This window comes from Pedobacter indicus, assembly GCF_003449035.1.
Taxonomy (GTDB): domain Bacteria; phylum Bacteroidota; class Bacteroidia; order Sphingobacteriales; family Sphingobacteriaceae; genus Albibacterium; species Albibacterium indicum.
The window spans coordinates 2,145,699-2,160,026 of record NZ_QRGB01000001.1 but is presented as its reverse complement, the minus strand read 5'-3'; the positions used below and the strand labels follow the sequence as shown (position 1 = coordinate 2,160,026).

Here is a 14,328-nt window from a genome sequence, read left to right as displayed (position 1 = left end):
TAAAATATATTGGTAAGAGTATGCAACAAAAGTACTGATTGATTTTTAATTTCCTAATCAATAATTTAAATTTATGCCAACGTTTGCGTAACTTAGTAAGAAATTAAACCTAAAATATGCTTTTACTCGGAATCGATGTGGGAACATCGTCAATCAAAGTATCGGTCGTAGATGCACAGAGCCAACAGGCAATTGCCAGTGCCCAGTATCCTGAAGACACGGAAAACAAAGTGATATCTGTACGCGCGGGCTATGCTGAACAGGATCCGGACATGTGGTGGGAACATACGCAATTGGCTATTGCCAAAGTGCTGCAACATCGTGCTGTCCGACCTGAAGAGATTACGGCTATTGGAATTGCCTATCAGATGCACGGTTTGGTGGTGATCGACGAAGAAAGAAATCCCTTGCGGAACTCGATCATCTGGTGTGATAGCCGTGCGGTTGATCTAGGTGAAGAGGCCTTCCAACACATTGGGAATAAAAAATCATTAGACCGACTACTCAATTCTCCCGGAAACTTCACCGCAGCCAAATGGGCATGGGTAAAGCAGAATGAGCCAGCGGTTTATAAAAAGGCATATAAAATCATGCTACCAGGTGATTTTATAGCGCTGAAATTAACTGGTGATGCGACAACAAGTATCTCAGCGCTGTCTGAAGGTGTCTTTTGGGATTTCCGTTCCAACTCGCTGTCAACCGATATTATGGAGTATTTCGGGTTTGACGAAGGCGTATTCCCTGAATTAAGACCACTTTTTGGAGAGCATGGCTTCCTACAATCATCCGTGGCTCGGAAACTCAACCTAAAACCGGGGATACCGGTCACATATAAATCAGGTGATCAACCCAATAATGCGTTATCACTAAATGTTTTGCGCCCTGGCGAGGTAGCAGCTACGGCGGGGACTTCAGGTGTGATCTTCGCGGTAAGCGACCAGCTAATAAGCGACAAAGAATCACGTATAAACACCTTTGCCCACGTTAATTATACGAAAGAGGATATTCGTACCGGGGTGCTGTTGTGCATCAATGGCACCGGGATTTTAAACAGTTGGGTAAAACAAAATATGGGTCAGGGGCTTGGTTACGACGAAATCAACAAGATCGCCCAATCGGTTCCCCCGGGTAGCGAAGGACTGAGCATCCTGCCATTCGGTAACGGCGCTGAACGTATTTTCAATAACCGGATTATCGGCTCCCATTTTTTGAATCTCGACTTTAATCATCATCATCGTGCACATGTATTTCGTGCCGCGCAAGAGGGAATCGCATTTGCTTTTCGGTATGGTCTTGATATTCTCCGGGAAAACGGAATGAACCCATCGGTTATTCGAGCGGGTATCGCGAATATGTTTCAGAGTGAGCTATTTACGCAGATTTTCGCAAATGTGACGAACACGCCAGTGGAGCTTTACAATAACGATGGCAGTATCGGTGCTGCTCTTGGCGCTGGAATCGGAAATCATACGTTTGCTTCACCCGACGAAGCTTTCGAAAAGATGAAAGTACATAGCACCATTGTTCCGCAAACGGATCACCCTTATGAAGAATTTTACAGTACATGGCGTGAACTGCTGTTGGAAAAGTTCATGCAAATAAAAAAATAGCTAATAACAAATTTAAATCATCAAACTATGTCAAATGTATTAATCGGTAACCAGGAATTTTTTAAAGGAATCGGCAAAATCGCCTACGAAGGTCCCAAATCGGACAACCCCCTAGCCTATCGTTGGTATGACGAAAACCGCATCATCCAAGGGAAAACCATGAAAGAGCATTTACGCTTCGCTGTGGCCTACTGGCATTCATTCAACGCGAACGGGAGTGATCCGTTTGGGGGGCCAACTCTTTTCTTTCCCTGGGATAAGAGTGATGACGTGATTCAACGGGCGAAAGATAAAATGGATGCTGCGTTCGAGTTTTTCACTAAAATTGGCCTGCCTTACTATTGCTTCCACGACGTGGATGTCGTGGATTACGGAAATGATGTCGTAGAAAACGAAAAGCGACTGGCAACCTTGGTAGAATACGCTAAGGCAAAACAAAAGGCCTCGGGAATCAAGTTGCTGTGGGGAACGGCTAATCTTTTCAGTCACGAACGCTATATGAACGGAGCTGCTACTAATCCGGACTTCCATGTTTTAACACATGCAGCTGCACAGATTAAAGCAGCCTTGGATGCTACGATCGCGCTCGGTGGAGAAAATTATGTTTTCTGGGGTGGCCGAGAGGGCTATATGTCGCTTCTGAACACCAACATGAAGCGAGAAAAAGAAAATTTAGCAAAACTACTGCATTTGTCGAAAGATTATGCCCGAAGCCAAGGGTTTAAAGGGACATTCTTTATCGAGCCTAAACCTTGCGAGCCTACGAAGCATCAATATGATTATGACGCTTCAACCGTGCATGGTTTTCTACAGGAGTTTGATCTGCTAGGTGACTTTAAGTTGAATCTGGAAGTTAATCATGCGACACTTGCTGGCCATACGTTTCAGCATGAACTGCAAGTAGCGGCAGATGCTGGACTTTTGGGGTCGATCGATGCAAATCGCGGAGATTACCAAAATGGTTGGGATACAGATCAGTTCCCGAACAATATCAATGAAGTAGCTGAATGTATGTTAATCATTCTGGAAGCTGGTGGCTTTGCAGGAGGTGGAATTAACTTTGATGCCAAGATCAGACGTAATTCAACTGACCCGGCAGATTTGTTCTATGCGCATATCGGCGGCGCGGATACCTTTGCGCGGGCACTCACCGTTGCAGATGATATCTTACAGCATTCAGATTATAAGAAGATAAGGGCGGATCGCTATAGCAGCTACGACCATGGAAAAGGCAAAGAATTTCGTGACGGAAACCTCGACCTGACTGCACTAAGGGACTTGGCGGTATCGTTAGGTGAGCCCAAAGCAATCAGTGGCAAACAAGAGTTTTTGGAAAATCTGATTAATCGGTATATTTAAATTAATAAGTATATTCAATAAAATCAATGTAGGGACCCGACTCCAAAAAGGTTATTTTATTATGACTAGGAACTTTGTTAGGAAATCATCTATACCTGAGTCAAAAGTTTTTTTAATTAAAAAACTTGATGCACCTTATTTTGACCCAACCTTTCATTTTCATCCGGAATACCAGCTTTTTTTGGTATTGAAAGGAAAGGGTATGCGGGTTATCGGTGACACGATAAAGCCTTTTAAAGAGGGAGATCTGATCTTCACGGGTCCGAATCTCCCTCATGTTTGGCGAAATGAGAACCGTTATTTTGAGGACGATAGTACAAGCCAAACATCGGGAATCGTCATCTACTTCCAAGAAGATTTTTTAGATAATTCGATCAGAAGAAAAGAAGAGCTGAATATCATCAGTTGTTTATTTGAAAAAGCGAAGCGCGGGTTAGAAGTATTGGGAGATACGAGAGACAAAGTTAGCAAGATGATGCAGAACCTGTTGTATATGGACGGGTTTCAAAGTATTCTACAGTTATTGGAAATTTTTCATACCATTGCGGTATCATCTAGTGTCCGACTTTTAACCCGGCTGGACTATGTGCCGGTAGCTAAAAAGTCTTCTACCGACCGGATGAACATCGTCTACGAATACGTAATGAAAAATTATAACCACAAAATCGAACTCAACGAAGTAGCTGAGCGGGTTAATATGACGCCCACCTCCTTTAGCCGTTATTTTAAAACGCACGTCAACAAGTCTTTTTCCGATTTCGTGAAGGAAATCCGAATCAATCATGCTTGCAAAATGCTTCAGGAAGAAGAACTGAACATCAGTCAGGTTGCATACGAATGCGGATACAATACATTGTCTAATTTTAATAAGCAGTTTCGGGAAGTTACCAGTCAGACCCCACTATTCTATAAAAAAACATTTCATGATTTGAATATCGACGCTTATGGCAATTTTTAAATCTTTATAAAAATCAAACTTTAACCAAACCTATCACTATGGAAAAACAAATCAACAAGAAAGCACTGTTTCTCGGCAGTTGCTTTGCGATCATCACGACTGCATTTTCGTTCTCGATCCGCGCAGGTATCCTTCCGACGTTGGGCGACAAATTTGGTCTTACCGCCGAACAACTGGGCTTTATCAATTCGATGTGGTTTCTTGGATTCCCGATTTCGATGGTCATCGGCGGACTCGTTTATCACTCATTCGGCCCGGCTAATATCATGCGCGTAGCTTTTGTCTCTCACACGCTCGGTATCATTCTGACTATTTATGCCGGAGGTTATTCGTCCTTACTTTTATCCACGCTTTTTATCGGATTTGGAAATGGCTGTACGGAGGCAGCCTGTAACCCGATGATTGCGGATGCTTATGAAGGTAAAAAGATGAACAAGATGATGAATCGCTTTCACATGTGGTTCCCGGGAGGAATTTTCTTAGGAAGTCTCATTTCGAAGTTCATGACCGACTTTGGTTTCACATGGCAATCTCAGATGTGGCTTATCATGATCCCAACCATTATTTATGCAATCCTGTTTTACGGCAAGACCTTTCCGAAACCTCATCAGGAGGAGTCGACTTCTATTGCTCAGAATCTGCGAGCCATGCTATCGCCCACTTTTCTCTTTCTATTCTTCTGTATGGCGTTGACAGCTATTTCAGAGTTCGGTCCGCAACAGTGGGTGGGACTGATTATGAGCAATAGTGGTGCGAGCCCGATGTTGATCCTTGCATTGGTAACCGGGCTTATGGCAGTCGGTCGTTTCTTTGCAGGTCCGGTAATCAATAAATTGGGACAAACAGGTGTCTTGCTTACCTCAGCGGTTTTTGCTTCTATCGGAATCTATATGTTCAGCGTAGCAACCGGTCCGATCGTCTATCTAGCAGCGGTTATTTTTGCAATTGGGGTATGCTATTTTTGGCCGACCATGGTTGGCGCCGCTGCTCAACGTGTACCTCTGAGCGGGGCTTTGGGCTTGTCGATCATCGGTGGTGTGGGTATGTTGTCAACATCGATATTCCAGCCGATTATTGGTCGGTGGATCGATCAGGCGCGTGCGGATAAAGCAGCTGAAGGGTTTTCGGGAAATGAGCTGGAACTATTGGCGGGACAACAAACTCTTTCACAGATGGTTGTCTTTCCGCTCATTCTCATTGTTTTATTTACGGTTTTCATTATTTGGCAGCGAAAAAAGAAAATTGTATTCAGAGAGGAAGTTGCAACACCCTAGAACCAACAAATTATACAAACACGAAAAAGCGGATCCTATTCAGATCCGCTTTTTTATTTCACGAATCACAATTAACTGTTATTAAGACAACTAAAACAAGTAACCTAATTAAATTCTACTCGCACTGGCTGAGAGTAAATGAATTCGGCTACCCCAATTGTTTTAACACCAATCCGAACAAAAGCATAACCTTTACCCCGCAGTGTCTGAGGGATATCTGTAGCTAAAGAAATGGACTGATCTATATCCACGTCAGCAGCAAGCTTCTCGACACTGCTTACATTTAAAATATCATCAACAAAAACAGTCTCACCGATATACAGTTTGACGCGGTCTAAATCGCGACTGGTATTAATATGGATGATCGTTAAGTCCGCATTTATCGCATCTCCATTTTGCCGGAAACTTTCACCCTCGATTATAAAATAGGGATCAACTGGAAAATCGACCGTCGTATTGCCGCTTACTTTTACATCGAGTGAATCGAGGCTCTCAGCCCATGGTCCGTTTCCGCGAACCAAGGTGAGCTTATAATCACCGTCAAACAGTTCAGCAGAAAAACTACCATCCTGAGCAACGTATACAGGAATCTTATTGAACAAATCATAGCCATGTTGCCATAGTTCCAGCTGAACACCATCGGTACGCAGGCCTAAGGCTTTACCCTGGTAGACTATCTTGCCGGTCAATTTAGATTTTGGCGCTTCAAAATTATCTTTCTCGCAGCTGGAAAACAACAAGATAGCTACCAGTACCTTCATAAAAACTTTCAATACTTTCATAATGATCATATTAATGTCCCGGATTGGGAGTAATTTTTGGATTATTGTTTCTAACGTCTTGGGCTATGGAAGAATAATAGTTTTCTACCCTGAAAAAACGAGGTGCCCGGAACCTCGGTGCCTGCATTTTGACAAACACATACTTCCCGTCGCGTGCCGGATCGCTCGGACGGATAACACGGTAGGGATAAAGAGCATAAATCATAGCTTGTTCATTCGACGCGCTTCCATTCCATACGCTATGTGCAATACGCCATCTCTTCAGATCCCATAAACGATGATCTTCAAAAGCCAGCTCGACCCGCCGCTCATTTCTGATCCGTTCCAGTGTGAGATTACTGAGGCTATTGGATCCGAAGCCTGCTCTCTCCCTTAAAACATTGACATAATCGACGGCATTCGCTTGCCCAAGTTCAAAAGCTGCTTCAGCTGCATTTAAATAAATTTCACCCAAGCGGAACCAGATCCACCAAACATCACTTAATATACCACGTGTGCTTGTTCCTGCACCGATATCAACATACTTCCTCAAATAAAACCCTGTATTGCTTACCTCTTGTATAGACCGGTGAGGCCCAGCTGCTGATGTCAGTAATTGTCCGTCAGTATAATTTGATCCAAGAGCGGATCCTTCTATTGTCTGATAGGTCCCTGTACTTGCATTCCAGACCATCACGCCTGCTTGAACTTCTATCTCAAGTCCTTTGAAAGTTGATCCGGGGTAAATAACTGTACCATAAAGACGTCCGTCTTTATCAGCGAAGAGATCTGCCGGATCATCATAATAAATAAAATCACTATTATCAGCGTTGCGTATCTTTAGCTTCCCGTTACTTCCGTCCAGATATTCATAACTTTCTACAAGTCCCAGTCCAGGGGTAATTCCCGATGAAGCCAAGTTATCTTCACGAACGCTTCGAACAATGTTTTCGTAGGAGAAGCCGTGTCTTTTATTTTTCTCGGATAAAAAGTCTTTCGCGAAGATCACTTCGGGGTTATCCGTTTTGGATAGAAATAGTTCCTGGAAATTTGCACCAGGTTCGGGATTGTTCTGATACAAGCTGTATACTCCGCTATTGATAATCTCTAACGAGGCCTCTAGCGATTTACGGTAGTAATCGTCTGCTTGTGACGCAGGAATACCTACTTCACCGTTTGCTGTCTGAATGGGATTACCCAGTTGGTTGTTATACTTAGCTAAGGAGCCGGCGTATAACATCGCGCGACTTTTTAAAGCCAGTGCGGTATATTTATTCGCACGGGTATGGCTACCAGAATTACCTAACTGATCTTTTATCGCGTCTACCTCTGAAGCGATAAAATCATAAATTTCTGACTCTTTAGCGCGCGGTAGCTGCAAAGCTGAAGGATCGCCACTATAATCATAGATCAATTGCGAGGTTACTAGCGGAACACCACCCATACGCTTGACCATTTCAAAGTAAATAAAAGCACGTTGAAAACGTAGCTCAGCAGAGAATTCGACTTTTTCTGTATCAGACAGGTCCTCGCCGTACGCTTCAATACTTTCTAAAGCCAAATTGATATCCCTGATTAAACCATAATCCCAATACCGCCAGCTTTCGAAGCCATAATTTATGATGTTGTTGCGCCAATCTTCACCCGAATAGCCTGACCACATCGCGTCAGCATAATTAGCAGCGTTCCTGAAATTACCTTCAAGACCCGTCTCCGTAGGAAAACGGTCATAATAATTAGCTAATAGACCGGTGATCATAACCGGATCGTTCCAAACCTGTTCTTCCAGGATAATATCCTTGGGAGTCCGCTCCAGCCAATCTTTCTTACATGATGAGAACAAAAGTGTCATCATAGCTAAAAGCGTGCTGATACCAATTATATTTTTCATTTTACTATTCTTATAATGAAACATTTATACCAAAATTATAAAGCTTTTGTTGAGGATATATCAATCCATTTTCACTGCTGATTTCTGGATCTATTCCGAAATCTTTCACGTTATCAATCGAAAACAAATTGGTTCCGTTAGCAAAAACTCTAACATTCTTTAGTCCGACCTTTTCAATTATACGCGTTGGCAGGCTGTATGCCAACTCAAGGTTTCGCAGCCTGAAATAGCGTACATTCGTGAGCCAAAAGGAGCTCTTCCTAAAGTTATTGTGATTGTTTACATCCTTTCGAAAAGCAGGATAAGTGCCTGCAACCCATTCGCTATTTGGATTGTATGGATCGACCCGGTGCCAATGGTCGCTGGCGAAATATTCAATTAGGTTTCCATTATTCTGGAAAGGGTATTTTAACTCCCAGTTCCTGAAGAAGCTCTGCATTCCCCCGCCTGAAAAATCGAACGACAGAGTGAATCTTTTAATGCTAAAACTACCGTTAATTCCATAATTAAAATACGGCAGCGCACCCTGAGCGTAGCCGATCGGCCTTTCGTCCATCCCATTGATAATCCCATCCCCATTCACATCTTTGTAAATCAAGTCGCCCGGAAGTTGCGACCGATTACCTTGTCCGTCGTTGTTTACCAAATGATGGTCTATTTCATCTTGAGACTGGAACTGTCCGATTACTTCATATCCCCAATTAACGTTCGCCCAACGGTCTTCAACCGAATAGCGGTATTCCTCCCATGCGTTACCAAAACGAGGCTTATAGGTTTCCAGGCTACGCAGACGCCCGATGGTTGCATTTACCCCAATCGAATAATCGAGTTCCCCTACCCGGTTCGTATACCCAATTGCCCCATCCATACCACGGGTAGCATCTGAATTTAAATTATCGACCGGTAAAGTATAACCCACCTCCGCTGGCAATAGCACATCGTATTTAGGTGCGGGTAAGCCGCTTCTCCGACGCTCAAACACGTCGAATTGTCCGGTTAATTTCTGTTCAAAAAGGGTGAAATCTATACCGAAATTTAAGGTTTTATTGGTAACCCACGACAAGTTGGTTATCGGCAAACCTCTTGGTCTTAAACCGATAATATAATTGCCATCCAATACAGCACTACCCTGATTAAAATTATAACCACCAATATAACTGAACATGGCTGGGGGATCGCCCAGACCCAGCTCGCTTCCTGTCTCACCATAGGAGGCTCTTAATTTCAAATCATCGAGTATGCCTTCGGTCATATTTCTCATGAAAGGCTCATCGGAAAGTCGCCATCCAAGCGATACACCAGGGAAAAAGCCCCAACGCTGATCTCCATGGTATAAAAACGAACCATCGTACCGGCCCAATAGCTCTACCAGATATCGCTGCTTATAGTTGTAGTTAATCCTACCAACGTAACCCGCCCTGGCCTCTATGGCCCACTCATCAGCCAGATAGTCTTGTGTAGAAAAATTCATGAGAGGCACATAATTGTTCGGAGGTACTGAATGGATCGCCAGATACGAATTCTCATTTTCTGACCGTTCGTAAGCAGCAACTCCGGATATAAAATGATCACCTAATTGCTTTTCGTAGTTGAGTTGAACCTGTGCGAAGTTTGACACGATATTCCTTTTATGTTTCTCTCGCCACGGGTTTTGATTACCATAAAGGGCTCCGCTACTCGGATCCCGATCCTCATAGGTATCAGTCGCTTCATTATAACGATACGCTTTATAAGTATATTCGAAGCCGTCAAAGTCTTGATTGGTATAGTTATATGAGTAGAGTCCTTTAACTGTTAAACCAAAATTAAAATCATATTGAGCATTGATGTTCACATTCATGGCCCTGGTGATCTCATCTACATAGCCAGTGATATCATCCGTATAGGTAGCCGGGTTCACATTGACATTGTGTGTTTGATGTACATAATTGGGGTTGTCATTCGCATAAGGGCTCTCGGTTGGCCACATACTAAAGATACTGAGCAGCGGATTAAAATAATCATCCAGTCCAGGGACACCAACGTTATGCCGATCTTCAATCCGTCCCGAAACCTGGGCACCCAGCGTCAAACCATTTGCGATATTCGTTGATAAATTGGCCTGTAAGTTTGTTCGGTTAAAATTAAAGTCCTTCAGGATGGCATCCTGATTGACATGGCTTACCGCGAAGTAATAATTGGAGCGCTCGGTGCCACCAGATGTATTCAGACTAATATAGGCTTGGGGAACATTTTTACGAGTTACGATATCATAATAATCATACGTTTTATAACCCTTTTCGGTTCCGGCTTCCCAACGGGCTAACTCTTCAGGTGAATATAATAAGGACGGATCGCCACCCAAGTTTTGCACTGATTCTAAAAGACCACGCACGTACTGACCCGCATTCGCAACTCTCGGAAAACGGGTGAAATTTTGTAGACCGTAGTAACTTGTCAAATTGATAGAAGCCTGCTCATTTTTTCTTCCTTTCTTTGTGGTAATCAGAACCACTCCATTGGACGCCCGCAAACCATATACTGCGGCTGACGCATCTTTAAGAACGGTTATGCTTTCGATATCTTCGATACCAAGATTATTAAACATATTCTGTCCTGAAACCCCACTATTCAATCCGAAAGCAGTAGTTTGATCGTTCATACTATACGGAACACCGTCAATAACATACAGTGGTGCACCTAGATTTCGAATTTGTAAATTCGTTCCATTCCCGGGTCTAGAATCAGTAGCACGAGATGTGATACCGGGAATCTTCCCTACCAAGGCACTCGTTGCTGAAACGGCGGGTGTGCGCACAATATCTTCCGATTGAATCGAACTTACTGCACCTGTTATCGACGCCTTGGTTTGCGTACCATAACCGACAACGACTACTTCAGACAGCGCCTCTTGATCGGCGGTCATTTGTACCGTTACCGGCTCCCCGGAAGTAACGGTTTGCTCGTGCTTCTGAAAGCCCATGTAAGAGAATTCGAGAACACCTTCACGACTGGGGATAAGCAGGGAGAAGTTCCCGTCGTTGTCTGTGCTCGTACCAATCTGAGAATTTTTAAGAAGGACACTTACCCCCGTTAGAGGCTCGCCGTTAACATCAGTTACCTTTCCCGCGACAATTTCTTGTGTGTTCGTCTGCGCCGAAGTGGACAGAGGACTTGACAGACAACAGAGCAAGGCTAGAAATAGGCCAATCTTTTTTAAGTGCCGATGCGTCTTCATTTTTTCCATAAAAACATCCATAGCAATACATTTTAATGAATAGTAATCTGATCCATTTTGAGGGATCCATAATTTAATGTCAAGCCGCGAAAGGAACATAGTTTCACGACTTTACAATTGGTTTATTTAATATCAATATTAGCTAGATATCTAGGTTTATACCACCTTTATATTATCCATTTATAGCTGTATTATAGCACTTTACATAAATGATCCGGAAAATTCAGGATATAATAATACAGAAAAGGGTATCCCTAGCGGATACCCTTTTCTGTATTCAAAATGACGATATTAAAAAAGATATTTTTCTATATACGTCCTATTTTGTAACGGTCATTATTCCATTCATGATCCTCCAGTGTCCGGGGAAAGTACAGATAAAAGGATAATCGCCGGGTTGACTCGGAACTGTAAAAGTCAATTCCACCGAATCGTTCGGATCAACAAGCGGCGTGGAGAACAAAACCTCTGGAATATCAGGTATGTATTGGAGTTCAGCCCCATCGGTTTGCGTTGCAATCTGATCGGCTGCTTTGCCAACCTGTTCAAGCGTGCCCGGCTTGATGATCAAAAGATTATGTTGCATAAAGTCAGGATTATCCAAGATTATCTTCACCCGGGTACCGGCTTTTACTGAAAACTTGGTTTTATCGTATTTCATTTCACCGACAATGACATTGATCTTAATCGTTTCATCAACAGCCTTTTCCTCATTCTTTTCTTCATTATCTTGAGACTCGGTCAGATTCTTTTGAACCAAGGAAACGAATTCTTTGTTCAGAGTTTCCGCAATGGTTAATGCATCGGAAATCCATTTGTCATTTTTATTTCCCTCTACTTGTGAAGCTTCTAAAATTGCTTGTGCAATTTTCTCTGATGGTTCTGCATCAGCCAATTTCAAAATCGTTGCGAGGCGTACTCGTAAATCCGGGTCAGACAATGCTTCTGAATCGATCAGCTTATCGATCACCCCAGCATCATTTGCTGGTAAAACTTGAACAGCCGCTCTTCTTACTCCTCCGGAAGGATGGGTCAAGGCTTTGAACACAACATCTTTACTTTTCTGATCTGGTTGTTTCAACAGACCCAAACCGTGGAGGGTCCACAAAGCGTGTATTGCACCAGCGTCGGTGTTAATTTCGTCTACTTGTTCTGTTTCAATGATTTTATACAAATCGTCAGCAATTGACCGGTCTCCTGCCTCAACGAGCAGACGTTGCGCCGTTGTCCGCCAAAACATATTGTCACTTTGGAGCGCCTGCAAGAGATCTGGCGTATTTTTATTACTCAAGTCAAAGCTTTTTGAAGGTTCAGATCCTTCATATACCAAGCGATATATTCGCCCTCTCGTATTGTCACGCAAAGGATCTATATAGGCGTTTCCTTCTCCGTTTTCAGCCCCTTCGGGAGTCGGATTATGTTGAATAATGAAATTGTACCAATCCAAAAACCATACAGAACCGTCTGGTCCAACCTTTGTTTCAACCGGACCAAACCATTCATCAGCGCTGCTCACTAGGTTCCAAGCGTCGAAACCTTCAACAAAACCAGATCCTTTTTGCTCAACCACATGTTTATGAATCAACCGTCCTGTAGGCTCATTGATGAAAGCTACCCGATTCCAATATTCTTTCGGATAAGAACGAGCGGTGTAAAGACTATGCCCGGCAGCGGCAGTAAACCCGCCGTGTACATCTACCTGGCGCAAATTCTTTGTAACCACATGCATCCCATAATGACTATCGATTTTCTGGGAGCCTTTCCCTTTGATTTCAGTTTGTTCATAATACCGATTGGGGATCGCAAAGAAAACACTATGTTCGTTGTTTGCGGTCGAAGCAAAAACATCAAATTCCTCAGAAAAACCAAGGCCCCAAGTATTGTTGGATGTATTCGTCAAAAATTCAAATTCAGACGCGTCCGGCTCAAAACGGTAGATTCCGGAACCGAAGCGAAAATCCTTCCCTCCGATCGTTCCCTCAAACCCAGAATAACCAACTGTACCCCATATTTTGTTGTCAAAACCATAATGTAAATTGGAAGGTCCGGCATGGGTATCAAAAGTACCCCAACCTTCGATCAGCACTTTCCGCACATCAGCTTGATCATCGCCGTCTTCGTCTTTCAAAAATAAAAAGTTAGGTGCTTGCGAAACGATAATTCCTCCATTAGAAAACACAAATCCCGTCGGTATATTTAAACCAGCTGCAAACTCTGTAATTTTGTCGGCTTTCCCATCACCGTCTGTATCTTCTAAAATTAGAATACGGTCGTCTCCTTCGCCTTTATCATTTCGAACCGTATTCGGGTAATCAACGGTCTCAATAATCCACAAACGACCTTTTTCATCCCAGTTCATGGCGATCGGTTTCTTGATATCCGGTTCACTGGCAAATAATTCTAATCGAAAACCTGGCGGAACTTGAATAAGGGTTTGTGACTCTTCAGGAGATAATGGTAACTGATATTTTGGGGCCGGATCCCTCTTTTCATAATTAGGCAGATGAGCATCCTGATAGCTCGGCTGAGCGATGGTTAATTTATTTAAGCTTTCAGCAGCCGCATCTCCAACTGCCCACAAAATCCCGCTTTTTATCAGTTGCAAAAAGCCTGGATTGCGGAATGTACGCTCATCATGTCCAAATGCTGTATAAAACACACGACCCTTACCGTGTTCTTTTACCCATGTATAAGGCTCTCGGTGACCGTCTTCCACACGCTCCATCAACACTTCAATGTCGTCAGCAATTTTATCGTGTACATAGGTTTCATCCCATTCTGTTGTAAACGGTTCTACCCGGTTAAGAGCAGGGTGTTCGGGTTTAACGATCTCTGCAGAAAAAGAACCACCTTCATGGCTTTTAAACTGCCCCCCGATCAGCTCGATCACTTCCGGTGAATTTTGAAAACAAAAAGAAGCCGAATGTATCGGGATAAACCCCTTCCCTGAGGCAACGTAATCAAGCAGTGCGGTTTCCTGTTCCGCAGAAATCGTATCGTGATTAGCATAGAGGATCAACCCATCGTACTGTTTTAGATTTTCCGAAGTCAGATCCTCCGGATTGACTGAATAGGTTATATTAAACCCATCCTTAAAATATTCCTGAGATAAAATTTCGGCCAGCTGCTCCGAATCATGATGTTTACTATCATGACCTAAGAAAAACAACTCCAACCTTTTGGGTGATTCCTCCTTACAAGAGAATAGGAATAAGGAAAGCAATATAATACCTAAATATTTGATTTTCATATCCTTGT

At 43.1% G+C, this 14,328-nt stretch carries 8 protein-coding genes; 4 read left to right on the top strand and 4 right to left on the bottom strand.

The features are described from left to right. Window positions 1-116 precede the first annotated feature (116 nt). The 4 genes from D3P12_RS09680 (at window position 117) to D3P12_RS09665 (ending at window position 5,201) form a co-directional block, all read left to right on the top strand. Window positions 117-1,610, top strand: a complete 1,494-nt coding sequence (locus D3P12_RS09680) for a xylulokinase (protein ID WP_118195006.1) — start codon at window positions 117-119, stop codon at window positions 1,608-1,610. A gap of 27 nt (window positions 1,611-1,637) precedes the next feature. Further along, window positions 1,638-2,969 (top strand): xylose isomerase, encoded by a 1,332-nt coding sequence (gene xylA, locus D3P12_RS09675; RefSeq protein ID WP_118195004.1) that lies wholly within the window; start codon window positions 1,638-1,640, stop codon window positions 2,967-2,969. 61 nt (window positions 2,970-3,030) lie between these two features. Further along, window positions 3,031-3,927: an AraC family transcriptional regulator gene (locus tag D3P12_RS09670; protein ID WP_118195002.1), complete on the top strand. Its 897-nt coding sequence runs from the start codon at window positions 3,031-3,033 to the stop codon at window positions 3,925-3,927. 38 nt (window positions 3,928-3,965) lie between these two features. Next, on the top strand, window positions 3,966-5,201 hold the full coding sequence (locus tag D3P12_RS09665) for an MFS transporter (protein ID WP_118195000.1): 1,236 nt from the start codon (window positions 3,966-3,968) through the stop codon (window positions 5,199-5,201). Between the two features lie 104 nt (window positions 5,202-5,305). Here the strand turns inward: D3P12_RS09665 and D3P12_RS09660 are convergent, their stop codons facing one another. From D3P12_RS09660 to D3P12_RS09645, 4 genes are all read right to left on the bottom strand, one after another. Beyond that, window positions 5,306-5,983 carry a DUF3823 domain-containing protein gene (locus tag D3P12_RS09660; RefSeq protein ID WP_205941087.1) on the bottom strand — a complete coding sequence of 226 codons (678 nt, stop codon included), beginning with the start codon at window positions 5,981-5,983 and terminating at the stop codon, window positions 5,306-5,308. Window positions 5,984-5,993: 10 nt separating this feature from the next. Continuing rightward, the gene (locus tag D3P12_RS09655) at window positions 5,994-7,853 is read right to left on the bottom strand and encodes a RagB/SusD family nutrient uptake outer membrane protein (RefSeq protein ID WP_118197058.1); all 1,860 of its coding nucleotides are present in this window, start codon (window positions 7,851-7,853) and stop codon (window positions 5,994-5,996) included. 10 nt (window positions 7,854-7,863) lie between these two features. Then, window positions 7,864-11,091: a SusC/RagA family TonB-linked outer membrane protein gene (locus tag D3P12_RS09650; protein WP_205941086.1), complete on the bottom strand. Its 3,228-nt coding sequence runs from the start codon at window positions 11,089-11,091 to the stop codon at window positions 7,864-7,866. A gap of 298 nt (window positions 11,092-11,389) precedes the next feature. Beyond that, window positions 11,390-14,320, bottom strand: coding sequence for a PVC-type heme-binding CxxCH protein (locus D3P12_RS09645; RefSeq protein ID WP_118194998.1), 2,931 nt, complete (start codon window positions 14,318-14,320; stop codon window positions 11,390-11,392). Window positions 14,321-14,328 lie beyond the last annotated feature (8 nt).

What these genes read in the sequence shown, in the direction of transcription:
- D3P12_RS09680 (WP_118195006.1), top strand. Translation starts at nt 117, where the DNA reads ATGCTTTTACTCGGAATCGATGTGGGAACATCGTCAATCAAAGTATCG.
- xylA (WP_118195004.1), top strand. Translation starts at nt 1,638, where the DNA reads ATGTCAAATGTATTAATCGGTAACCAGGAATTTTTTAAAGGAATCGGC.
- D3P12_RS09670 (WP_118195002.1), top strand. Translation starts at nt 3,031, where the DNA reads ATGACTAGGAACTTTGTTAGGAAATCATCTATACCTGAGTCAAAAGTT.
- D3P12_RS09665 (WP_118195000.1), top strand. Translation starts at nt 3,966, where the DNA reads ATGGAAAAACAAATCAACAAGAAAGCACTGTTTCTCGGCAGTTGCTTT.
- D3P12_RS09660 (WP_205941087.1), bottom strand. Translation starts at nt 5,983, where the DNA reads ATGAAAGTATTGAAAGTTTTTATGAAGGTACTGGTAGCTATCTTGTTG.
- D3P12_RS09655 (WP_118197058.1), bottom strand. Translation starts at nt 7,853, where the DNA reads ATGAAAAATATAATTGGTATCAGCACGCTTTTAGCTATGATGACACTT.
- D3P12_RS09650 (WP_205941086.1), bottom strand. Translation starts at nt 11,091, where the DNA reads ATGGATGTTTTTATGGAAAAAATGAAGACGCATCGGCACTTAAAAAAG.
- D3P12_RS09645 (WP_118194998.1), bottom strand. Translation starts at nt 14,320, where the DNA reads ATGAAAATCAAATATTTAGGTATTATATTGCTTTCCTTATTCCTATTC.